Genomic DNA, 21,505 nt, shown 5'->3' with positions numbered 1-21,505 from the left:
CCCCCCCCCCCCCCCCCCCCCCCCCCCCCCCCCCCCCCCCGCTAACCGACACCAGCGAACCAACACCCGCGACCGACCCGAGACCCGAGACTCAGCGCGGGTCGACCCCCGCGTGGATCAGGCCGTAGATCGAGGAGTCGGTGAGCGCCTCCCACGCCGCCTCGATGAGGTTCGGACCGACGCCGACGGTCGACCACGACGTGGATCCGTCGGTCGTCTCGATGAGCACGCGCGTGATGGCGTCGGTGCCCTGCTCGGTGTCGAGGATGCGGACCTTGAAGTCGATGAGCTCGAAGGCCTCGATCTCGGGGTACACGCGTGTCAGGGCGAGGCGCAGGGCGTGGTCGAGGGCGTTGACGGGCCCGTTGCCCTCGCCGGTGGTGACGATGCGCTCGCCGCGGGCGTGGAGCTTGACGGTGGCTTCCGCGCGCGCCTCGGTACCGCGGCCGCCGGCGCGCTCGACGATGGTGCGCCAGCTCTCGACGCGGAAGTACCCGGGGCGTTCGCCGGTGATCTCCTCGCGGAGGAGGAGCTCGAACGACGCGTCGGCGGCCTCGTACGTGTAGCCGTTGGCCTCGTCGCCCTTGACCCGGTTCGTGACACGGGTGAGCAGCTCGCCCTGCCCGGTGAGGTCGAACCCGAGCTCGCGGCCCTTGAGCTCGATGGACGCGCGTCCGGCCATGTCGGAGACGAGCATGCGGATGTCGTTCCCGACGGCTGTCGGGTCGATGTGCTGGTAGAGGTCGGGGTCGACCTTGATGGCGCTGGCGTGGATGCCGGCCTTGTGCGCGAACGCGCTGGCGCCGACGTAGGGCTGGCGGGCGTACGGGGAGATGTTGGTGATCTCGGAGACGGCGTGCGCGATGCGGGTGGCCTCCTCGAGCCCGGCGCCGGCGAGGGTGCGCAGGCCGTGCTTGAGCTCGAGGTTGGCGACGACGGTGAGGAGGTCGACGTTCCCGGTGCGTTCGCCGTACCCGTTGACGGTGCCCTGCACGTGGGCGGCGCCGGCCTCGACGGCCGCGAGGGTGTTGCCGACGGCGCAGCCGGAGTCGTTGTGGGCGTGCATGCCGAGCAGGGGGTCGCCGGGCAGGGCGTCGTCGCCGTGCCCGATCCCGAGGGTGCCGCGCAGCTCGGTGACGACGTCGCCGACCCAGGCGGGAAGCATGCCGCCGTTGGTGTCGCAGAGCGCGACGACCTCGGCGCCGGCCTCGAACGCGACCTGGACGGCGGCGCGCGTGAACGCGGGGTCGTGGCGGTAGCCGTCGAAGAAGTGCTCGGCGTCGACGACGACGCGTCGCCCCTCCCCGACGAGGAACGTGACGGTGTCGCGGATCATCGCGAGGCCTTCGTCGGGGGTGGTCCGCAGGGCGCGTTCGACGTGGCGCACGTCGCTCTTCGCGACGAGGGTGACGACGGGGGCCTCGGAGTCGACGAGGGCGCGCACCTGGGGGTCGTCCCACGCGCGCAGCCCGGCCTTGCGGGTGGCGCCGAACGCGGCGAGCACGGCGTGACGCAGGTCGAGCTCCTTCGCGGCACGGCGGAAGAACTCGGTGTCCTTGGGCACGGCACCGGGCCAGCCGCCCTCGATGAAGCCGACGCCGAGCTCGTCGAGGAGCGGGGCGATGGCGAGCTTGTCCGCGACGGAGAGGTTGATGCCCTCCTGCTGCGCGCCGTCGCGCAGCGTCGTGTCGTAGACGTGGAAGACCCGCGGGCTGCGTGGGCTGGTCACGGGGGTCGTCACCGAGGTCATGGTGCTTCTTCCTGCCGGTCGTCGGGTGGTGCGGTGGGCCGCGAGGCCCTCTGGTGTCGCTCCCGGGATGCCGGGTCGTGCCCTCGTGAGGCGGAGGGCCCGGCGTCCGGGCTGCCGGGCGGGGGTGGCGCCTGGCAACAAAAAGACCCCCCGAGGGTGCGGGAGGTCTGCGCGTCCGGGGGTGGTCCGGGCGCGCTACTCGATAATGAGCTGGGAGGCGAGGTGTGTCACAGCGCACATGGTGCCACACCTTCCGACAGGATGGACAGGAGCGTCCATCCTCTGGGCAGGCTCGCGCGTGCCCCAGCGGACGGGACCGGAGTGCCGGACCAACCCAGGAGTGACCATGAGCGACCCGACGACCGGCGGGTACGACCCGCAGGACCCTCCGACGCGCCGCTACGGCCAGCCGCCCGCGGGCGGTGTCCCGCCGGGGCAGCCGCCGGCCGTCCCGCCGGGGGGTGCGCCGCGGGCGGACTTCCCCGAGCCGCAACGGTCGGTGAGCCCCGCGGACCCGCGCCTCACGGTCGAGGCGGGCCGCTTCTGGGCGGGTGCGGCGGCGACCGCGCTCGTGGCGGCTCTGATCGGGCTGATCGGTGTGCTGGTGTTCGAGCGGATCTTCGCGGTGGACCTCGTCCCGCCGCCGGACGTCTTCGGCACGGGGTCCCAGCAGTCGGCCTGGGCGATCGACGGTGCGATCCTCGCGCTGCTCGCCGCGGGGCTGCTGCACCTGCTGATCCTCAGCACGCCCCGTCCGCGCGCGTTCTTCGGCTGGATCATGGCGCTCGTCATCGTGGTGATCGCCGTGCTGCCGTTCGCGTGGTCGAGCGACGTGACCGCGGCCGCGCTCTCGGGCCTCATCAACCTGCTCATCGGGATCGCCGTGTGGTCGCTGCTCGCGGGCGTCGCGGGCCGCACGATCGTCCGCCGTCCGGCGCTGTGAGAGCCGGTGCCCGACGCCGCGGCGCACCTTCGTGCGGAGGTGCGCCGCGGCGTCGGGCACGGGCGGGCGCGTGGTGTGATCAGGCGAGGCGGCGCAGCCACCCGTGCCGGTCGGCCGAGCGGCCGGTCTGGATGTCGGTGAGCTCGGTGCGGACCGCCATGGTGAGCTGTCCCGCCTCGCCGCCCCCGATGGTGACGTCGAAGTCGGAGCCGGCGAGCCGTCCGATGGGCGTGATGACCGCGGCCGTGCCGCAGGCGAAGACCTCGGTGACGGAGCCGTCGCGGATGCCGTCGAGGAGGTCGGTCAGCGGGATGCGCCGCTCGACGACCTCGTGCCCGCGGTCCGTGAGGAGCTGGATGATCGACGAGCGCGTGACGCCCTCGAGGATCGACCCGGTGAGCTCGGGCGTCTCGACCGAGCCGTCGGCGCGCACCGCGAACACGTTCATGCCGCCGAGCTCCTCGAGGAACGTCCGGGTGCCCGAGTCGAGGAAGCACACCTGCTCGCAGCCGTTCTGCTGCGCGACGACCTGCGGCAGGAGGCTCGAGGCGTAGTTGCCGCCGCACTTCGCGTCGCCGGTGCCCCCTGCGCCGGCGCGGCTGTACTCACGGTCGACCCAGATCGACACGGGCTTGACCCCGCCCGCGAAGTACGGCCCCACGGGCGAGGCGATGACGAGGTACTCCGCCTCGAGCGACGGGCGCACCCCGAGGAACGCCTCGGACGCGTACATGAACGGGCGCAGGTAGAGGCTCGCCTCCTCGCCGGAGGGCACCCACTCGACGTCGGTCCGCACGAGAGCGGTGATCGACCCGATGAAGTCGTCGACCGAGAGGGCCGGGAGGGCGAGGCGGTGCGCGGAGCGCGCGAACCGGGCCGCGTTGGCCTCCGGCCGGAACGTCCACACGGAGCCGTCGGCGTGCCGGTACGCCTTCATGCCCTCGAAGATCTCCTGCGCATAGTGCAGGACGGCGGTCGCCGGGTCGAGCTGGAGCGGGCCGTACCTCTCGATCCGGCGGTCGACCCAGCCGTCGGTGGAGTTCCAGCTGATCCGGGCCATGTGGTCCGTGAAGACCGTGCCGAACTTCGGCGCCTCGATCGCGGCCTCGCGCTCGTGCGCCGGGAGGGGCGCGTCGGAGCGACGGACGTCGAAGAGGGCGATGAGATCCTCCGTCGAGGAGGTCGGCTGGTGCTGCGCTGCAAGCGGGGTGCTCATCATGAGGCCTTTCACCTGGTGACCCGGGTGGTCTCCGCCTAGTTTTCCACGAGCCGCCGCCCGGTGCGGGCAGCACGACGTCGCGACGGCGTCACCGGGTCAGAACGGGAGGGGTTCCGGTCCGGGGTGAGGACGACCGAGGCGTTGCGACCGGGGTCGCCGGTGCGGGAAGGCAGCGGCGAGGCTCAGCCGGCGGCGCGAGCGGCGAGCTCGCGACCCACCTCGGCCGTCGACCGTACTCGGCCGCCACGCTCGACGAGGTCCGCTGCCACGGCCGCCTCGACGCGGCGCGCCTCGTCGGCGAGCCCGAGGTGGTCGAGCAGCAGGGCGACCGACAGGACCGTGGCCGTCGGGTCGGCCTTGCCCTGGCCCGCGATGTCGGGAGCGGACCCGTGGACCGGCTCGAACATCGAGGGCGCGGTGCGGTCCGGGTTGATGTTGGCCGACGCCGCGAGACCGATGCCGCCGGTGATCGCCGCGGCCTGGTCGGTGAGGATGTCGCCGAAGAGGTTGTCCGTGACGATGACGTCGAAGCGCGACGGGTTCGTCGTGAGGAAGATCGTCGCGGCGTCGACGTGCAGGTAGTCCGTCGTCACGTCGGGGAACTCGGCGTTGACCGCCTCGACGGTGCGACGCCACAGGTGGCCCGCGTGGACGAGGACGTTGTGCTTGTGCACGAGCGTGAGGTGCTTGCGCGGACGCGCCTGCGCGCGGGCGAAGGCGTCGCGCACGACACGCTCCACGCCGAACGCCGTGTTCACCGACACCTCGGTCGCGATCTCGTGCGGGGTGCCGGTCCGCAGCGCGCCGCCGTTGCCGACGTACGGGCCCTCGGTCCCCTCGCGCACCACGACGAAGTCGATCTCGCCCGGGTCGGCCAGCGGGGACGTCACGCCCGGGTAGAGCTTGCCGGGGCGCAGGTTCACGTAGTGGTCGAGCGCGAAGCGGAGCTTGAGCAGCAGCCCGCGCTCCAGGACGCCCGACGGGACCGTCGGGTCGCCGATCGCGCCGAGGAGGATCGCGTCGTGCCCGCGGATCGCGTCGAGGTCGGCGTCCGTCAGCGTCTCGCCCGTCGCGTGCCAGCGACGCGCACCGAGGTCGAACGGCGTCGTCGTGATCGTGACGTCGGAACCGGCCACGACCGCCTCGAGCACGGCGAGACCCTGCTCGACGACCTCGGTGCCGATGCCGTCGCCCGCGACGACTGCCAGATCAAGGGTGCGCGTCATGCGAGGAGACTACGCCGCGCGCCACTCCTCGGGACGCGGGTCTCACGCACCGGACGACCTTGCGCCGGAGCCATCGACAGTGCACTATTAGGAAACTTTATTAAACCGCGTCGAAAGAACCCGCGATGACCGCGCCCCCGACCCCCCGCACGCCGGGCACCCCCGGCCTGCTCCGCACGATCAACGACCGTGCCGCGCTCGAGCTCCTGCTCGACCACGGCCCCATGACCCGGTCGCAGATCGGCGACCTCGTCGGCGTCTCCCGGCCCACGTCGTCCCAGATCGTCGCACGGCTCGACCAGTCCGGCCTCATCGAGTCCACGGGGACCGTCCAGGGCGCACGCGGCCCCCAGGCCGTCATGTACGCGGCACGGACCGACGTGCTCGTCGGGCTCGCGCTCGACGTGCTGCCCTGGGGCGTGCGCGCGAGCGTCGTCGACGTGCTCGGCCGCACGCTCGGCGAGAGCGTCGTGACGTCGGGGCCGGACCGCACCGCGGAGGGCGACGTCCGAGCGGCGTGGACCGAGGCCTGCGCGGACGCCGGCATCCCCACGGACCGGGTCGTGACCGCGGTGCTCGGTGTGCAGGCCGCCGCCGAACCCCGCAGCGGCGACCTCGCGCTCGTCGGCGAGCTGCCCGGGTGGCCCCGGCAGGGGCTGCGCGCCCACCTCGAGCACGAGCTCGGGATCACCGTGCGCGTCGAGAACGACGTCAACCTCGCCGCGATCGCCGAGCGCGACGCGGGCCGTACCGACGAGACCTTCACGCTGCTGTGGCTCGGCGAGGGCGTCGGGCTGGGCTCGTGGGTCGACGGCACCCTCCACCGCGGCCTCACCGGCGGCGCGGGCGAGATCGGGTACCTCCCGCTGCCCGCGCAGGACATCGACGACTCCGTCAACGCGCAGGACCTCGTCGGCGGGATGCGGGTCGTCGACGTCGCGGTGCGCGCGGGCGTCGACGGGATCGACGACGACTCCCCCTACGCCGACGCCGTGGCAGCGCTCACCGACCAGGCCGGCTCGCCCGCCGTCGAACGCTTCGTCGAGGACCTGGCCCGCCGCGTCGCGGTCGTCCTGCAGCCCGTCGTCGCGATCCTCGAACCCGGCACGATGGTGCTCGGCGGCCCCACCGGCGTCGTCGGCGGCGACCCGCTGGCGGAGGCCACGACCCGGGCGCTGGCCGCGACCGACCAATCCACGGGGACGATCGTCGCGAGCGCCGTGCCCGAGCTCGCCGTGCTGCGCGGTGCGCGGTCCGTCGTCGCGCACGACGTGCGCGCCCTGCTCCTCGCCGCCGCCGGCCGGCCCGACCACGCGGTGCACGCCGCGTCCACGATCCCGGGGTAGTCCTCTTCACCTGCCCCGGCGGGCAGCGGGCGGCCGAACGTGGCGCGGCCCCCGCTGCCCACCCCTCGTCAGCGGGGGTACCGCAGCTCGAACCACTCGCAGACGACCGGCATGTCCTCGCCCACCTCACGGTCGAGGACGCGCTCGAAGTAGCGACGGTGCCCCTCGCGCCACGCCTCCAACGACCCGTCGTCCTCCCCCTCCGCCGCGGCGAACGCCTCGTCGACCTCGCCGAACGGGACGATGTCGACCGCCGTGGTGCGGATCAGCGCCCGCGGGTGCCCCTCGCCGTCGAGCAGGATGGACAGCTCACCCTTCTCCGGCACCGGGGTCTGGTCGTCGTACTCCCACAGCGACGACGACGTCGACGTCTTCGCACCGGACAGCACCGCCTCCAGGAGCGAGTCCGCCAGCGCCGGGTTGTCCCCGAACGACCACGCGGGCGGCGGCACGCTCTCCGCCACACCCGTCCCGATGACGACACCCAGCTTGCCCAGGCCCGCGCTCGGTCGCGCCGCCTCCCAGAACTCCAGGATCTCCGCCGCCAGCTCGTCCTGCCCACCGGGGACGGCACCGTCCACGGCCTCGATGCTCTCGTCCCCGGCCATCGCGTCCCCCGTCGGTGTGCTCATGCGCCCATCCTCGCGCACGAACCGACGATCCGCCCGATCCGGACACCCCCACCGCCCAGGTCGCGCGATCGACCCACACGGGGCGACCCGACAGCACGAGGAGGGGGCGGCGTCGCGCGCGATCGTGGCGGGCCTGGCGGGAGGCCGAGGCACGAGGCCGGATGGTCGATCGCGCGCGACGCCGCCCCCTCCTCGAGGTGAGCGACGAACCTCAGGTCAGCGTGCGGCGCTGCCCTCGGTGCTCATGGTCGGGCAGAACACCTCCCGCCGACTCCGGCAAGGGCTCCTACGTCGCCCTGCCTGCGTCAGCGTGCGGCGCTGCCCTCGGTGCTCATGGTCGGGCAGAACACCTCCCGCCGACTCCGGCAAGGGCTCCTGCGTCGCCCTGCCTGCGTCAGCGTGCGGCGCTGCCCTCGGTGTAGTCGGCGTCCTGCTGCTTCCACGCGAACAGGCTGCGCAGCTCCTTGCCGACCTTCTCGATGGGGTGCTGTGCGGCCTTCTCGCGCAGCTGGGTGAACTCGGGCGCACCGGCGTCCTGGTCGTCGATGAAGCGCTTCGCGAACGCGCCGGAGCGGATGTCGGCGAGGACCTCCTGCATGTTCGCCTTGACGCTCGGGTCGATGACGCGGGGGCCGGAGACGTAGTCGCCGTACTCGGCGGTGTCGGAGATCGACCAGCGCTGCTTGGCGATGCCGCCCTCCCACATGAGGTCGACGATGAGCTTGAGCTCGTGCAGCACCTCGAAGTAGGCGATCTCGGGCTGGTAGCCGGCCTCGGTGAGGGTCTCGAACCCGTACTGGACGAGCTGCGACATACCGCCGCAGAGCACGGCCTGCTCGCCGAAGAGGTCGGTCTCGGTCTCCTCGGTGAAGGTCGTCCGGATGACGCCGGCGCGGGTGCCGCCGATGGCCTTGGCGTACGAGAGGGCGACGTCCCAGGCCTGGCCGGAGGCGTCCTTCTCGACGGCGATGATGTCGGGGATGCCGCGGCCCGCGACGAACTCGCGGCGCACGGTGTGGCCGGGGGCCTTGGGGGCGACGAGGACGACGTCGACGCCCTCGGGCGCCTCGATGTAGCCGAAGCGGATGTTGAACCCGTGCGCGAACGCCAGGGTCTTGCCGGCGGCGAGGTTCGGCTTGATGGAGTCGGCGTAGATCGCGCGCTGGTGCTGGTCGGGGGCGAGGATCATGATGAGGTCGGCCCAGGCGGCGGCCTCGGCGACGGTCTTCACCTCGAAGCCCTCGTCGGTCGCCTTGGCGATGGACGACGAGCCCTCCTTGAGCGCGATGACGACCTCGACGCCGGAGTCGCGCAGGTTCATCGCGTGAGCGTGCCCCTGGCTCCCGTAGCCGACGACGGCGACCTTCTTGCTCTGGATGATGGACAGGTCGGCGTCGTCGTCGTAGAACAGCTCAGCCACGGTGGATCTCCTCGGTTCTTCGTGTGCGGTACGGGTGTGCGTGGTGGTGCCTGCCCCGCGCCCGGGCCCTGACGGGTCCCGCGGCGAGGGTAGGCGATGGTCAGGCGGAGCGGACGACGCGTTCCAGCGCTCGGTCGGTGATGGACCGGGCGCCGCGGCCGACGGCGACGGTGCCGGACTTGACGATCTCGCGGACGCCGTAGGGTTCGAGCGCGCCGAGCAGGGCGTCGAGCTTCTCGCCGGTACCGGTGGCCTCGATCGTCACGGCGTCGGGGACGACGTCGACGACCTTGGCGCGGAAGAGGTTGACGACCTCGAGCACGCCGGTGCGGTTCGCGCCGTCGGCCCGGACCTTGACGAGCAGGAGCTCGCGCTGCACGGACGCGGCGCTGTCGAGCTCGACGATCTTGATGACGTTGACGAGCTTGTTGAGCTGCTTCGTCACCTGCTCGAGCGGTCGCTCCTCGACGTCGACGACGACGGTGATGCGGGAGATCTCCTCGTGCTCCGTGGGGCCCACGGCGAGCGAGTGGATGTTGAACGCGCGGCGTGCGAACAGGCCGGCGACGCGCGTGAGCACGCCGGGCTTGTTCTCGACGAGCACGGAGAGGGTGTGGCGGGACATGGCGGCTTCGCTCCCGGTCTCAGTCTTCACGGTCCCACGCGGGCGAGATTCCCCGCGCGTACTGGATGTCGTCGTTGCTCACGCCGGCGGCGACCATGGGCCACACCATCGCGTCGCGCGAGACGTTGAAGTCGACGACGACGGGGCGGTCGTCGATCTCCATGGCCCGCTTGATCGCGGCGTCGACGTCGCCCGCGGACTCGACGCGGATGCCTTCGCAGCCGTAGGCGTCGGCGAGCTTGACGAAGTCGGGGACGCGCGCGGTGCCGTGGCCGGTGTGCAGGTCGGTGTTGGAGTAGCGCTGGTCGTAGAACAGGGTCTGCCACTGGCGGACCATGCCGAGCGAGCTGTTGTTGATGAGCGCGACCTTGATGGGGATCTCGTTGATCGTGCAGGTCGCGAGCTCCTGGTTGGTCATCTGGAAGCAGCCGTCGCCGTCGATCGCCCACACGGTGGCGTCGGGGCGGCCGACCTTGGCACCCATGGCGGCGGGGATGGAGAAGCCCATGGTGCCGAGCCCGCCGGAGTTGAGCCAGGTGCGCGGGTGCTCGTAGCGGATGAACTGCGCGGCCCACATCTGGTGCTGCCCCACGCCGGCGACGTACAGGGCCTCGGGCCCGGCGAGCTCGCCGAGCCGCGAGATGACGTACTGGGGGGCGAGGTGCCCGTCGTCGGGCTCGGTGTAGCCGAGGGGGTAGGTCTCGCGCCAGTCGTCGATCTGGTGCCACCACGCGGCGACGTCGGGCTTGCCCTTCGCCTCGTGCTCGCGCTCGAGCTCGGGCAGGAGGTCGCTGATGACCTCCTTGAGGTCGCCCACGATGGGCACGTCCACGTCGCGGTTCTTGCCGATCTCGGCGGGGTCGATGTCGGCGTGCACGACCTGCGCGTGGGGCGCGAAGCTCGACAGCTTGCCGGTGACGCGATCGTCGAACCGGGCGCCGAGGGAGACGATGAGGTCGGCCTTCTGCAGCGCGGCGACGGCGGGGACGGTGCCGTGCATGCCGGGCATCCCGAGGTTCTGCGGGTGGGTGTCGGGCACCGCGCCGCGCGCCATGAGCGTCGTGACGACCGGGGCGCCGGACAGGTCCACGAGGCGCCGCAGCTCGGCCGAGGCGTTCGCGCGGACGACACCGCCGCCGACGTAGAGCACGGGCCGGCGCGCGGAGGCGAGCAGCCGGGCGGCCTCGCGGATCTGCTTGCTGTGCGGCTTCGTCACCGGGTGGTAGCCCGGCAGGTGGACGTCCTGCGGCCAGGAGAACGTGGTGCCGGCCTGCATGGCCGACTTCGCGATGTCGACGAGCACGGGGCCGGGGCGGCCGGTCGAGGCGATGTGGAACGCCTCGGCGATCGTCCGCGGGATGTCGTCGGGGTCGGTGACGAGGTAGGAGTGCTTCGTGATCGGCATCGTGATGCCGACGATGTCGGCCTCCTGGAAGCCGTCGGTGCCGATCAGCGCCTCCCCGACCTGGCCCGTGATCGCGACGAGCGGGATCGAGTCCATGTTGGCGTCGGCGATGGGCGTGACGAGGTTCGTCGCACCGGGGCCGGAGGTCGCCATGGTCACGCCGACCTTGCCGGTGGCGTGCGCGTACCCCTGCGCGGCGTGGCCGCCGCCCTGCTCGTGCCGCACGAGGATGTGCCGCAGGCGCGTGCTGTCCATGAGGGGGTCGTACGTGGGGAGGATCGCACCGCCGGGGATGCCGAAGACGACCTCCGCGCCGGCCTCCTCGAGCGACCGGACGATCGACTGCGCGCCGCTCATCTCCTCGCCGACCGGCTGGACCGGCCGGGCCTGCGCGCGGCGGGCGTCGGCGCGGGGCGCGACGGACGCGGGCGTCGGGGCGGGCTTCGGCGTCGCGGACTGTGCCGCTGCCCCCGCTCGCGGGGGTGCCGGGGTGGGTCCCTGGGCCATGGTGTCTCCTGCGTGTCGTGGACTCGGTCCGGCGGGCGCCCCGTGCGGGGCGCGCCGCCGGCTCCGGGGCCGACCGTGGTCGTGCGGTCGTGCTGTCGCGCTGGGTGCGGTGGCCGGGGGCCGCGGGTCTCGCGGTCGGCGTCCACGGGTGGCCGGGTGGGCCGGTCGCGCGGGTCGGGCGGTGCTGTGCTGTTGTGGTGGCAACAAAAAACCCCTCGAACCCGGGATACGGGCTGGACGAGGGGTGAGCGCGCGGACGAAGCCTCAGAGCGTGGCGTCTGCCGCGCGCTCAGGAAGTACTACGAGAAGAATCGTCTGCACGGCATGGGACTGTACGCCCATGTTTCGGGGATGTCACGTGTCGAGGCGCCCGTCTCACGGGGTGGGACGGGCGCCTCGACGCCCGGCGCCGCGCACGGTCACGGTCGCCGGACGTCGCCGCAGGTCAGGACACGTCGCGGCGCCGGAACACGAGCACGGCGAGCAACGACAGCACGACCGTGAGCCCGAGCAGCACGAGTCCGCCCTGCGTCTGCGAGACGGTGCGCTCGACGGTCTCGCAGACCGACCCGGTCGTGTCGGTCGTGCACTCGTTGACCCAGTACGACGTACCGCCCTCGACCCAGCCCGTGAGGTTGGTCCGCACCAGCCACCGCTGCGCCTCGGGCGCCCAGACGGCGAGGACGTTCTCGACGACGACGAACCAGCCGACGGCGAGCCCGAGCGCCGCGGCGGCGTGCTTGAGCAGCGCACCCAGCGCGGCGCCGGTCGCGGCGACCAGCGCGGCGGCGACGGCGACCCGTCCCCCGACCGCGCCGAGCTCGGCCCAGGTCGACGCGGTGACGTCACCGAGCTGCCCGTTGAGCGCGTACGCACCGGCCGCGCCGCCCGCCATGAGGGCGTAGGCGCCGAGCACGACGGGCAGGACGCCGAGGGACGCGGCGAGCGCCTTCGACCAGTAGACGCGGCGGCGGCGCGGCTCGAACGTGAGCCACAGCCCGACCGCGCCGGTGGAGATCTCCGCGGTGACGAACGAGACGCCGACGAGGAGCGCGAAGAGCGTGAGCAGCGGGGCGAGCTGGACCAGGGTCGTGAGCCCGGGCACCGGCCACGCGCCCTCGTCGCCGACGAACGTCGGGGGCTGGGTCGTGAAGTCCTCCGGCTTCGGGGCCGTCATCTGGTCGCAGCCGTAGTCCGCCGTGGGGTCGGTCTCCTGCGCGACCTCCTGCTCCTCCTCGCACTGCGCGACGTACTCCTCGCCGTTCTGCTCCCAGTCGTCGCGCGCCTGCTCGTAGTAGGTCCGCGACTCCGCGAGCTCCGCCTCGGACGTCGGCAGGCTCGACACGTACGCGACGACGACGGTGAGCACGGCGACCGCGACGGTCACGAGTGCGGCCCACCGCACGAGCCGGCGGGCACGCAGGCGGCGCAGCTCGACCCTCAGGAGCCGGCTCATGCGGGCACCTCCTCGACCTGGGTGCGGCGGTCGTGGCGCGACCCGGCGGCCGCGTCCTTGGCCGTGAGCTCGAGGAACACCGCCTCCAGGCCCTGCTGGACGGGGACGAGCTCGCTCACCCACAGGTCATGCCCGGCGAGCGTGCGCGTGATGCTCGACGCGTCGGGGACACCGTCGACGAGCAGGTGGGGGCCGTCCTCGCGGACGGTCAGGCCGCCGTCGCGGAGGACGGCCGCGGCCCGGGCGGGGTCGGCGACGCCGACGCGCACGGAGCGCGCGCCGGCGCCGATGAGGTCGTCGACGCGGCCGCTCGCGATGAGCCGCCCGCGCGCGATGATCGAGACGGTGTCCGCGACCTGCTCCACCTCGGCGAGGATGTGGCTGCTCACGAGCACGGTCTTGCCGCGCTCGGCCAGGGTGCGCATGGTGTCGCGGATCTCGCGGATCCCTGCCGGGTCGAGCCCGTTGGTGGGCTCGTCGAAGATCAGCAGGTCGGGGTCCTTGAGCAGCGTCGCCGCGATCGCGAGGCGCTGCTTCATGCCCAGCGAGTAGCCCCGGTAGCGGTCTCCGGCCCGCTCGGCGAGGCCCACCTCCGCCAGCACCTCCCCCACGCGTCCGGCGGGGGCGCCGATCGCGCCCGCGAGGAGGTCGAGGTTGCGGCGTGCGGAGAACGCCGGGAAGAACTTCGGCGACTCGACGATCGCGCCGACCCGGCCCACGACGTCCGGCAGGTGCCGGGGGACCTCGTGGCCGAAGATCCGCGCGGTGCCCGCGTCGGGCCGGACGAGGCCGAGGAGCATGCGGATCGTCGTCGTCTTGCCGGACCCGTTGGGCCCGAGGAACCCGTGGACGCCACCCACCGGGACGACGAGGTCGAGCCCCTCGACGCCGACGGATCTCCCGCGTCTGCTCCGGTACGTCTTGCGCAGGCCCCGCGTCTCGACCGCGGGCGCCTCCCCCGTGCTGTGCACTCCCCTGCTCCCCTCCGCGGCACCGCCGCAGGCGACCCGGCGTCGTCGACCGGCTGACCGGAGCATAGGGGATCCGTGGTGCCGCGTGGGACGGTGCCCGACGCGCGCATGACCGGGGCGCTACTCGCGCGGGATCATCTCTCGGCGGCGGAGCACCACACCCTCCCAGGGGTCGAGGTGCCCGACGTCGCGTGCCCGCCGCGCGCCGTCGGGCACCGGGTGGGTGCCGAGCAGCACCTCCGCGTCGCGCCAGTCGCGGACGAGGTCGGGCGGGACGGTCTGCGCGGAGCCGCCCACGACGACCAGCACGAGCAGCTCCTCGCGCTCCAGGCTCCGGCCGTCCGCCGACGGCCGGTCGAGCGTCCGGGTGAAGGCGTACAGGGACTCGTGCTCGGGCAGGAGCATGCGGAAGTCGCCGAGCGCGACCACGTCCTCCTCGTGGCGCAGGGCGTGCAGCCGCCGGTAGAAGTGCAGCACCGAGGTCTCGTCGGCCCACGCGGCCTCGGCGTTGATCTCCGCATGGTTCGGGTTGACCTCGAGCCAGGGCGTGCCCGTCGTGAAGCCGGCGTTCTCGCCCGCGTCCCACTGCACAGGGGTGCGCGCGTGGTCGCGGCTCGCGTGCGCGAGGACGGCGAGCATCTCCTCGTCGGTGCGCAGCCGGGGCCACCCGGCCCGGCCCGTGAGCTCGCGGAAGTACCCCAGGGACTCGACGTCCTGGTACTGCTCGACGCGCGTGAAGGGCGCGTTCGTCATACCGAGCTCCTCGCCCTGGTAGACGTACGGCGTCCCGCGGTGGAGGTGCAGCAGCAGGGCGAGCGCCTTCGCGGAGGCGACGCGGTGCTCGGGCGAGTCGTCGCCGAACCGGGACACGACGCGCGGCTGGTCGTGGTTGTCCCAGTACAGCGCGTTCCACCCCCGGTCCGCGAGGCCCGCCTGCCAGCGGCCGAGCGTCGCCTTGAGGTCGGTCAGGCGCCACGGGACCGGGTCGTACCGGGTCGCGCCGTGGTCGATGCCCATGTGCTCGAACTGGAACACCATGTCGACCTCGGGGTGCGCCGGGTCGGTGTACCGCACCCCGTGCGCCACCGTCACGCCCGGCGTCTCCCCGACGGTGAGGATCTGTCGGCCCTGGGCGAGGTACGGCGCGAACACCTCGCGGTGCATCTCGGCGAGGAGCTCGTGGACGCGCGGGCCGTCCGTGTAGTGCGGGCTCCCGTCGCCGTAGGTCCCCCAGTGCACCTCGCCGTCGGGCAGCGACCCGTCGGGGGCGACGTCCTTCGAGATCAGGTTGATGACGTCCATGCGGAACCCGTCGACGCCCCGGTCGAGCCAGCGCCGCATCATCGCGTAGACGGCCTCGCGGACCTCGGGGTTCTCCCAGTTGAGATCCGGCTGCTTCGGGTCGAACAGGTGCAGGTAGTACTCCCCTGACGCCTCGTCGAACCGCCACGCGCTGCCGCCGAAGAACGAGCGCCAGTTGGTCGGCTCCGCCCCCGGGGCACCGGGCTCCATGCCCGGCCGGGCGGGCCGCCACCAGTACCAGTCACGCCGGAGGCTCTGAACGGTCGCGCGGGAGTCGACGAACCAGGGGTGCTCGTCGCTCGTGTGGTTGACCACGAGGTCCATGACGAGCTTCATCCCCCGCGCGTGCAGCCCGTCGACCAGCGCGTCCAGGTCCGCGAGGGAGCCGAACAGCGGGTCGACGTCCTCGTAGTCGCTGATGTCGTATCCGTTGTCCGCCTGCGGCGACCGGTACACCGGCGAGAGCCACACGACGTCCACCCCGAGCCGCTCCAGGTGGTCGAGGCGCCGCACGACGCCGGGGAGGTCGCCGATGCCGTCCCCGTCCGTGTCCTGGAACGAACGCGGGTACACCTGGTAGACGACGGCGCGCGTCCACCAGGGCGCGTCGCCCGGGCCGGACGCCCCGGGCCACCCGCCGCGGGGTGCGTCGTCGGTGCCGTCCGCAGGTCCGTGCGCCATGGGTCCGTCCTCTCAGGTCCGGGTTTCGCCCCTCACCCTGCCCGACGCCGCACGCCGCCGCGCGCGCAGCCGGCCGTCCCCGCCGGGAGGGTCCTGCGTGAGGAAGGCGAAGGACGTCGGCGCGGGGTCGACGCCGAGCACGTCGCGCAGGACGGTGAGGTCGTAGGTCCGTTCCACGGCGAGGTGGCTGAGCGCGTAGCGCGTGAGGCGCGGCGGCTCGGGGCGGCGCAGCCACCGGGCGACCGGTTCGAGGACGCCCGCGAGCACCCGCGCGAGCCGAACGGGGACGTCGACGACGCGCACGTCGGTGCCGCGGCGGCGCAGCGCGTCGGTGAGCGCGTCGCGCAGGACGACCGGTTCGGCGTCGGCGACGTTCGCGACGAGGAACCCGGGCGCCGCGGCGGCCTCGGGGAGCACGACGGCGGCGCGTACGGCCGCGACGAGCGTGTCGACGTGGGTGAGGGACTGGAGGACGCGCCCGCCGCCCGGCAGGACGAGGCGGCCCCGACGCACGGCGGCCTCGACGCGCGGCAGGAGCGTGGTGTCGCCCGGGCCGTAGACGGCGTGCGGGCGCAGCACCACGACGGCGCCGCGGCCGGGGTGGCGCGCGGCGTCGGCGACCAGGTCCCGCTCGGCCTCGGCCTTCGTCGTCCCGTACGCGTCGAGGTAGCGGCCGACGGGCGCCTCGTCCTCGCGGGCGCGCACGCTCGGCGCGAACGGGTCGTAGACGCTCCCGGACGACACGTGGACGAACCGCGCGGCGGGGAACGTCTCGCGCACGGCCCGCGTCCCACCAACGTTGACGGCCCGTGCGACGTCGAGCGCGCACCAGTCGGACACCGCGGCACCGGCGTGCACGACGGCGTCGACGCGCGCCGGGTCGAGGTCCGCCGGGAGCGCGGGTGGCCCTGCGGCGAGGTCCCACGGGACGTGCCGCGCACCGCGGACGCGGGCGTCGCGACGCGACGTCGTCCAGACCTCGTGCCCGTCGGCGACGAGCGCGCGGGCCACCGCTCCGCCGACGAACCCGGACGCTCCCGTGACGACGACCCTCACGCGGGTCCTCCGCCCGCGCCGGGCCCGGTCACGGCGGTGTCGCCCGCCCGGGCGGGGACGGGGGGCACGACGAACGGGGCGGCCGCGCGGGCGAGCGCCGCGCGGTCGGGCTTGCGCGAGCGCCCCGCGAGCGGGACCCGGTCGGCGTGCAGCACGACGTCGGGCAGCGCGTCGTGGTCGAGCACGGTGGGCAGCACCGCGCGGACCCGGGCGACGAGCGGGTGGTGCGGGTCGAGCCGGACGCGCGCCGACGGGTCGAGCGTGGCGCGGGGCGCGGCGTCGCGCATGGCGTCAGGCGTGCTCCGCGCTCTGCCGGTGCCCGACGTGACGACGAGGACGACGCGCTCGTCGCCGTCGACCAGCGGGACGCCGACGAGCAGCGCCTCGCCCACACCGTCGAGCGCGGCGACGCGGGGCTCGTGCAGGCCCGGGTAGACGTTCGTCGTGCCGCGGACGATCATGTCGCGCGTGCGCCCGACGAGGACCACCCGACCCTGCGCGTCGATGCGGGCGAGGTCGCCGGTGCGGTGCTCGGCGGCGCGGCGCCCCGCGCCGCGCGCGGGGGCGTCGAGGTCGTGCAGGTACCCGGCCATGAGCGACGGGCCCGCGAGGACGAGCTCGCCGACACCACGTGCGTCGCCCTCCGGGCCGCCCTCCTCCAGGTCGTCGCCCTCGACGGGGTCGACCCGGGCGACGGTGCCGGGCAGAGGGACGCCGACGAGGTCGCCGTCGCCGAGATGGGCGAGCTTGTCCTGCGCCTCCACGACGGCGACGGGCAGGATCTCCGTCATCCCGTACACGGCGACCCAGCGCGTGCCGGGCAGCACGCGCGTCGCCCGGGCGAGGAGCGCGCGGGTCACGGGCGCACCGCCGACGAGCGCGACGCGCGGCCCGCGGGCGGGGATCCGGCCCGCCTCGACGGCGTCGAGCAGGAGGGTGACGTCGGCCGGGACGAGGTAGGTGCCGGCGGCGTCGCCGAGCCGGCGGGCGAACGTCGTGACGTCGCGGCCCGGGGGGTCGGCGGGCACGGACCAGGTCGCGCCCGCGAGCAGCGCCGGGATGCCGAGGAGCATCTGGTCGGTGTGCACGACGTCGCCCGGCGCGAGCGCGAACACGTCGCGCAGCAGGTCGGTCCCGGCGAGCAGCGACCCGGCCGTGTGGACGACGGCCTTCGGCTGCGCCGTCGTGCCGGACGTGAAGACCGCGAGCGCCTCGCGGTCGGGGTCCAGCCCCGGGAGCCGTGCCACGTCCGGGGGGTGCGCGGCGAGCGCCGCGGCGGCACGCGACCCGCGTGGGACGCCCGGCAGCCACGGCCCGGCGTGCACGTGCCGCACGGGCAGGCTCGCGTAGTCGGGCAGCAGGAGCCCGCGGGAGCGGGCCAGACGGCGCAGCGGGCCGCGCGAGACGGCGTACAGCAGCGACTCGGTGGTCGCGAGCGACGGGTCCGCGGCGTGCACGCGCGCCGCGAACAGCTCGGGCGCGGAGCCCGGGTCGACGAACACGATCGTCCCGCCGGCGCGCACCACACCGAGGGCGAGCGCGACGCCCGCCGGGCGCGGACGGACGGAGAACAGCGCGCGGTCGCCGGGGACGAGCCCGTCGGCAGCGAGCGCCGTCGCGGTCGCCTCGACGCGGCGAGCGAGACCGGCGTACGTGACCTCCTCGCGGACCCGCGCGCCACGGCGGCCGGGACGGGTCCAGCGGCGCAGCGCGACGGCGTCCGCGGACGCGTGCCCGGGTGCGCCCCGCGCGAGGATCGGGGCGAGCAGGTGCCGGGACGCGGCGTCGGGCCCGGTCACGCCCGTTCTCCCGAGGCACGGACGACGAGGGAGCGGTAGGACGGGATGAGGACCCCGCGCGCGACGGCGCGGTCGGTCACCTCGAGAGTCCGGCCCGCCGCCGCCACCGGCCGCAGCGCGTCGAGCACGGCGTCGACCTGGGCGAGGGCGAGCGGCATCCCGAGGCAGAAGTGGGGCCCGGCCCCGAACCACAGGTGCCGCACGGCGGGGTCGACGGGCGCGTCCGGGTCGAACGCCCCGGCGTCCTTGCAGCACGAGACCGTCGCGAGGACGACGCGGTCCCCGGCACGGACCCGCACGTCGCCGACCGTCGCGTCCGCACGCACCGAGCGGAGCATCGCGGGCGTGGGCGCCGTGACGCGCAGCGCCTCTTCGACGACACGACCGCGCAGCGCCCGCCCGTCCGTGGTCGCCGGGTGGGCGGCGAGCAGGCGGTCGAGCCACGCCGTGTCGGCGGCGAGCGCGACGAGGCGCGGGACGAACGACTGGATCGTCTCCGTGCCCGTGAGGACGAACGCCCCGACCGCGCCCATCGCCTCCTCCTCGGTGAGCCCGAGAGCCCGCATGCGTCCGGGCACGGTCGCGGGGTCGCCGTCGCGGTACGCGAGGCGCGCGGGGGCCGCGAGGCGGGCGAGGACCGCGCGCGCGTGCCGCACCTGGGAGGGCGTGAGGCTGCGCCGGTGCAGTCGCACGAGCCCGACGACGGACTGCGCCGCGGTCATCGCGTCGCGCACGGCGGCGTCGGTCGGCGGGAGCCCGGTCATCGCGCAGATCACGGTCCCCGCCGTCGCGGCGGTCTGCGCGACGAGGTCGACCCGCTCCCCCGCCAGGAGCCGCGGCGCGATCCCCGCGAGCACGTCGGGGACGCTCGCCGCGACGAGGTCGCGCACGGCCCGCGGCGTGAACAGCCCCGCGAGCGCACGGCGCAGGCGCGCGTGGTCCGCACCCTCCATGTTGAGCAGCACCGACGGGCCGAGCACCGGGGTCCACAGGTCCGACGGCGAGCCCGGCCCGACCTTGCTGAACCGCTCGGTGTCGAGCAGGACCGCGCGGGCCGTCGCGGCGTCGGACACGACGACGCCGATGCCCGGCACGCGCACGACGGGCCCGAGACGGCGCAGCCCCCGGATCGCGGGGTAGACGACGGGGTGCGCGCCGCGCTGCACGCGCTCCTCCCAGCGCATCGCGGCGCGCAGGTCCGCTGCCGGCGCGGCCAGGACGGTCACCGGATGTCCACCACGTCGGGCCGGTACCGGTGGTCGGCGTACCAGCCGAGCGTCCGCACGAGACCCCACTCGTGGGCGCGGCGCGCCGACGCGTGCACCACGACCTCGCGGTGCGCCCCGTAGCGCGTCGTGAGCCGACGGACCGCGTTGACGAGCGCGCGGTCCTCGTGGACGTCCTCGATCGCGGTGCGCGGGAAGCCGCCCGCCGCCTCGTAGAGCTCGGCGGTGATCGCCATGTTGCAGCCGGGCGCCATGACGTACGGGCCGAGGTAGGACGGGTCCTGGTTGCCCGGCCGGAAGCGCCCGAACGTGCTCGCGACGGACACGGCCGCCGAGAGCACGCCCTGCTGCCACCGGTTCACCGGCCGGTCGTCCGTGCGCGCCACGAGCCGTCCCGCGACGAGGTCGTGCCCGCTCGCGAACGCGGCCCGCACACGCCGGGTCCAGTCGGGTGCGGGCAGGCAGTCGGCGTCGGTGCGCGCCAGGTGCGTCGCCCCGGCCGCGATGGCCGCGCGCATGCCGGTGTCGGCCGCCGCGCCCGTCCCCTTCTGCGCCTCGTCGACGACGCGCCACCGCGCCATGCCCCACCCCGCCGCGGTCCGGCGCACGAGGTCGCCCGTGCCGTCGACGGATCCGTTGTCCACCACCACGAGGTCGAAGTCCGCGTCCTCCTGGTCGCGCAGCGCCGCGAGGGTCGCGCCGATCCCGTGCGCCTCGTCGCGCGCGGGCACGACGACCGCGAGCCGCTGCCCGGCCGCGCCACGACCGGCGAACCGGCGCGCGTCGGGCGCCGTCACAGGCGGACCACGGTGGCACCGATGCTGATCCCGCCCGCCAGGCCCACGAGCACGACGACGTCCCCCGGCCCGACCCGGCCGGTCTCCAGCGCGGTGGCGAGCTGGAGCGGGAGGGTCGCCGAGGCGACGTTGCCGTGGTCGGCGACCGTGACGAGCGTGCGGCCCGTCGGCAGCCCGAGCGCGGCGTGCACGTCGTCCAGGTAGGCCACCGCGACCTGGTGGACGGCGACGAGCGCGACGTCGTCCCACGTGAGGCGGGCGCGCCGGAGCGCGTCGAGCACGACACCGGGGCCGAGCGCGAGGAACGCGTCGCGCAGGCGCGAGCCGTCGATCTCGAAGTAGGTGCGGTCGAGGTCGCGCGGGTGGGCGGTACCGCCGCCGGGCAGCATGCCGACGTCCCAGTGCGTCGACTCGGCCCCGAACGCGCTCGCGAGGATGCCGCGCGGTGCGGCCCGCCCCGCGACGTCCCTCGCGCGGGCCTCCGCCGGCGTCGCACGCCGCACGAGGACCGCGGCGCCCGCGTCGGACATCGTGTACCCCGGCGCGGACAGCAGGTAGGTCGCGCGGTCGGGCACGTCCCAGCGCACCGCGCGCGACGGCGCCTCGCCGCACGCGATCAGCACGGTGCCGTAGCGGCCCGTCGCGACGAGCGCCTCCGCGACCTCGATCGCGTTGAGCACCGAGTTGCACGCGTTCTTCACGTCCATGACCGGCGCACGCACGCCGAGCTTCGCCGCGACGATGTGGCTCGTCGCCGGCTCCACCATGTCCTGGCTCGCGGAGGCGAAGAGCAGCAGGTCGACGTCGCGCGCCCCGAGCCCTTCCGCCGCGAGCAGCTTCTCCGCGGCTGCGGCCGCGAGGTCGGACGCGTCCCACTCGTCGGGGAGCACGTGGACCCGCCGCACACCCGTGAGGCGCGAGACCATCGGCACGCGCGGTGCCGCGCCCGGGTTGCGCGCCGCGAGCGCCCGCTCGGCCTCGCGCACGTCGACCGTGCGCTCGGGCAGGTGCACGCCGACGGCCGCGAGCACGGCGACGGGTGGCGGCGGGCTCGCCGCGGGGACGGGTTCGTCAGGCACGCGCGCCACAGTAGCCAAGGGACACCCCGCGTGCGCCGGTCCGTCCACACCGGACCGGGTGAACC

At 74.4% G+C, this 21,505-nt stretch carries 17 protein-coding genes; 2 read left to right on the top strand and 15 right to left on the bottom strand.

Annotated features, from left to right (window positions below; all coding sequences use genetic code 11):
• Positions 1–91: 91 nt before the first annotated feature.
• Positions 92–1,750 (bottom strand): citramalate synthase, encoded by a 1,659-nt coding sequence (gene cimA, locus LGQ04_RS15140; RefSeq protein ID WP_229244791.1) that lies wholly within the window; start codon positions 1,748–1,750, stop codon positions 92–94.
• Positions 1,751–2,096: 346 nt separating this feature from the next.
• Between cimA and LGQ04_RS15135 the strand changes: the two genes are divergently transcribed.
• Complete coding sequence (locus LGQ04_RS15135; protein WP_229244790.1) at positions 2,097–2,693, top strand: DUF6069 family protein; 597 nt, start codon at positions 2,097–2,099, stop codon at positions 2,691–2,693.
• A 79-nt stretch (positions 2,694–2,772) separates the two neighbouring features.
• Here LGQ04_RS15135 and LGQ04_RS15130 read toward each other — a convergent pair whose 3' ends face one another.
• Both LGQ04_RS15130 and LGQ04_RS15125 read right to left on the bottom strand, forming a co-directional pair.
• Positions 2,773–3,909: a branched-chain amino acid aminotransferase gene (locus LGQ04_RS15130; RefSeq protein ID WP_229244789.1), complete on the bottom strand. Its 1,137-nt coding sequence runs from the start codon at positions 3,907–3,909 to the stop codon at positions 2,773–2,775.
• A gap of 185 nt (positions 3,910–4,094) precedes the next feature.
• Positions 4,095–5,138, bottom strand: a complete 1,044-nt coding sequence (locus tag LGQ04_RS15125; protein ID WP_229244788.1) for a 3-isopropylmalate dehydrogenase — start codon at positions 5,136–5,138, stop codon at positions 4,095–4,097.
• Positions 5,139–5,263: 125 nt separating this feature from the next.
• Between LGQ04_RS15125 and LGQ04_RS15120 the strand changes: the two genes are divergently transcribed.
• A complete protein-coding gene (locus LGQ04_RS15120) occupies positions 5,264–6,484 on the top strand; it encodes an ROK family transcriptional regulator (protein ID WP_229244787.1) in 1,221 nt (406 codons plus the stop codon).
• A gap of 68 nt (positions 6,485–6,552) precedes the next feature.
• Here the strand turns inward: LGQ04_RS15120 and LGQ04_RS15115 are convergent, their stop codons facing one another.
• The 12 genes from LGQ04_RS15115 to LGQ04_RS15060 form a co-directional block, all read right to left on the bottom strand.
• A complete protein-coding gene (locus tag LGQ04_RS15115; RefSeq protein ID WP_229244786.1) occupies positions 6,553–7,116 on the bottom strand; it encodes an ASCH domain-containing protein in 564 nt (187 codons plus the stop codon).
• A gap of 394 nt (positions 7,117–7,510) precedes the next feature.
• A complete protein-coding gene (ilvC, locus tag LGQ04_RS15110) occupies positions 7,511–8,536 on the bottom strand; it encodes a ketol-acid reductoisomerase (protein ID WP_229244785.1) in 1,026 nt (341 codons plus the stop codon).
• Between the two features lie 100 nt (positions 8,537–8,636).
• Complete coding sequence (ilvN, locus tag LGQ04_RS15105; RefSeq protein WP_229244784.1) at positions 8,637–9,161, bottom strand: acetolactate synthase small subunit; 525 nt, start codon at positions 9,159–9,161, stop codon at positions 8,637–8,639.
• A gap of 19 nt (positions 9,162–9,180) precedes the next feature.
• The gene (locus tag LGQ04_RS15100; RefSeq protein WP_229244783.1) at positions 9,181–11,073 is read right to left on the bottom strand and encodes an acetolactate synthase large subunit; all 1,893 of its coding nucleotides are present in this window, start codon (positions 11,071–11,073) and stop codon (positions 9,181–9,183) included.
• A 445-nt stretch (positions 11,074–11,518) separates the two neighbouring features.
• Positions 11,519–12,529, bottom strand: coding sequence for an ABC transporter permease subunit (locus LGQ04_RS15095; protein WP_229244782.1), 1,011 nt, complete (start codon positions 12,527–12,529; stop codon positions 11,519–11,521).
• Positions 12,526–13,500: an ATP-binding cassette domain-containing protein gene (locus tag LGQ04_RS15090; protein ID WP_229244781.1), complete on the bottom strand. Its 975-nt coding sequence runs from the start codon at positions 13,498–13,500 to the stop codon at positions 12,526–12,528. Before LGQ04_RS15090 ends, LGQ04_RS15095 begins: the two co-directional genes overlap by 4 nt.
• 120 nt (positions 13,501–13,620) lie before the next feature.
• Positions 13,621–15,483, bottom strand: a complete 1,863-nt coding sequence (locus tag LGQ04_RS15085; protein WP_229244780.1) for a glycoside hydrolase family 13 protein — start codon at positions 15,481–15,483, stop codon at positions 13,621–13,623.
• 12 nt (positions 15,484–15,495) lie between these two features.
• Positions 15,496–16,539: an NAD-dependent epimerase/dehydratase family protein gene (locus LGQ04_RS15080; RefSeq protein ID WP_229244779.1), complete on the bottom strand. Its 1,044-nt coding sequence runs from the start codon at positions 16,537–16,539 to the stop codon at positions 15,496–15,498.
• A complete protein-coding gene (locus tag LGQ04_RS15075; protein WP_229244778.1) occupies positions 16,536–18,338 on the bottom strand; it encodes a class I adenylate-forming enzyme family protein in 1,803 nt (600 codons plus the stop codon). Before LGQ04_RS15075 ends, LGQ04_RS15080 begins: the two co-directional genes overlap by 4 nt.
• Entirely contained in the window at positions 18,335–19,564 is a 1,230-nt protein-coding gene (locus LGQ04_RS15070; RefSeq protein WP_229244776.1) for a cytochrome P450, read from the bottom strand. The genes LGQ04_RS15075 and LGQ04_RS15070 overlap by 4 nt, the downstream gene beginning before the upstream one ends.
• Entirely contained in the window at positions 19,561–20,361 is an 801-nt protein-coding gene (locus LGQ04_RS15065; RefSeq protein WP_229244775.1) for a glycosyltransferase family 2 protein, read from the bottom strand. Before LGQ04_RS15065 ends, LGQ04_RS15070 begins: the two co-directional genes overlap by 4 nt.
• A complete protein-coding gene (locus LGQ04_RS15060) occupies positions 20,358–21,440 on the bottom strand; it encodes a 3-oxoacyl-ACP synthase III family protein (protein ID WP_229244774.1) in 1,083 nt (360 codons plus the stop codon). The genes LGQ04_RS15065 and LGQ04_RS15060 overlap by 4 nt, the downstream gene beginning before the upstream one ends.
• Positions 21,441–21,505 lie beyond the last annotated feature (65 nt).

Origin of the sequence: Cellulosimicrobium marinum (assembly GCF_020551945.1) — a bacterium.
GTDB classification, from domain to species: domain Bacteria; phylum Actinomycetota; class Actinomycetes; order Actinomycetales; family Cellulomonadaceae; genus Cellulosimicrobium; species Cellulosimicrobium marinum.
This window is presented reverse-complemented; position numbering and strand designations above follow the sequence as displayed.